The organism is Streptomyces roseochromogenus subsp. oscitans DS 12.976 (assembly GCF_000497445.1).
Taxonomy (GTDB): domain Bacteria; phylum Actinomycetota; class Actinomycetes; order Streptomycetales; family Streptomycetaceae; genus Streptomyces; species Streptomyces oscitans.
In genome coordinates this window covers 8,466,714-8,467,667 of the sequence record NZ_CM002285.1, presented here as the reverse complement: position 1 = coordinate 8,467,667, position 954 = coordinate 8,466,714, and the positions used below count along the sequence as shown (strand labels likewise).

Annotated in this window: 1 protein-coding gene; it reads right to left on the bottom strand. The window is 76.4% G+C overall.

Going from position 1 to position 954, the window contains the following annotated elements; translation table 11 throughout:
- Positions 1-67: 67 nt before the first annotated feature.
- A complete protein-coding gene (locus M878_RS000000100530; RefSeq protein ID WP_023552748.1) occupies positions 68-742 on the bottom strand; it encodes a hypothetical protein in 675 nt (224 codons plus the stop codon).
- Between the last annotated feature and the right edge of the window lie 212 nt (positions 743-954).

Below are 954 nucleotides of genomic sequence, written 5' to 3'. Positions count from 1 at the left end.
GACCGCCGGCGCCAGCAGCCGTACGGCCCCCAGGGGCGTCGTCAGCAGCCCTACCACCACAGCCCCCTCAGAGCGTGGTGCGGTCGGGCCGCGCCGTGGGACCCAGCGGACCGGTGGACACCTGGCCCGCAGAGCCTTCGGTGCCGCGCTTGGTCCGGGCGGTGCCGGATGCGCTGATACCACGGGATGACCGGCTGCCTCCGGAGGTCCGGCTGCTGCGGGCCGTCCTGGTGCCTCCGGAGGTGCGGCTGCCGGACGCCCGGGTGCCGGCAGCTGTCCTGGCGCCGGCGGATGGCCTGCTGCTTCGGGGTTTCCGGCCGCCTGCGGAGGTTTCGGCACCGCCGGACGCCCCCGCCCCCGTCGCCCCACCCGAGCCGTCAGCGCCCCCGGAGCCGCTGTCGTGGCCCGACCTGAGGGCCGCGGTTCCGAGGTCGTGGGCGGGTTCGGGGCTCTGCGCGGCCGCGTTCTCGCCGTCGGCGGGATGCACTGGCCGCGGCTGCGTCAGCCAGGCCACGGCCGCACCGGTGAGGGCGACGGGCCACTCCACCACGCCCGCCGCACCGAGCACTCCGGCCCCCGCGTACACCGCGATGCGCCGCCCGCGGGGCGAGACCGCGCCGACCTTGTCCAGGGTTTCCGCCGCGGCCCTGCTCACCATGGTGGCGCCGGGCACCCTGCGCAGTGCTGAGGCCGCGCCGCGCAGGGGTGCCATGAGGGCCGACGACGACTTCTGCTCAGCCATGACTCTCCTCGGGTGAGATCGCCTTACGCACCTCACCGAGTGCCCGCCACCACGCTGGTCATCCGCCGTTTCGCCCGGCAGCCCCCCGATTCCGGGGAACGCCACGGACCTCCCCCGTCCCGGGAGCCCTACGGACCTCGCCCATCACCGCAACGCGTGCACACGCCCCGCTCGGGACGGCACCGCACCGGCCGCCGGCCGCCCTCCACGCC

What these genes read in the sequence shown, in the direction of transcription:
- M878_RS000000100530 (WP_023552748.1), bottom strand. Translation starts at nt 742, where the DNA reads ATGGCTGAGCAGAAGTCGTCGTCGGCCCTCATGGCACCCCTGCGCGGC.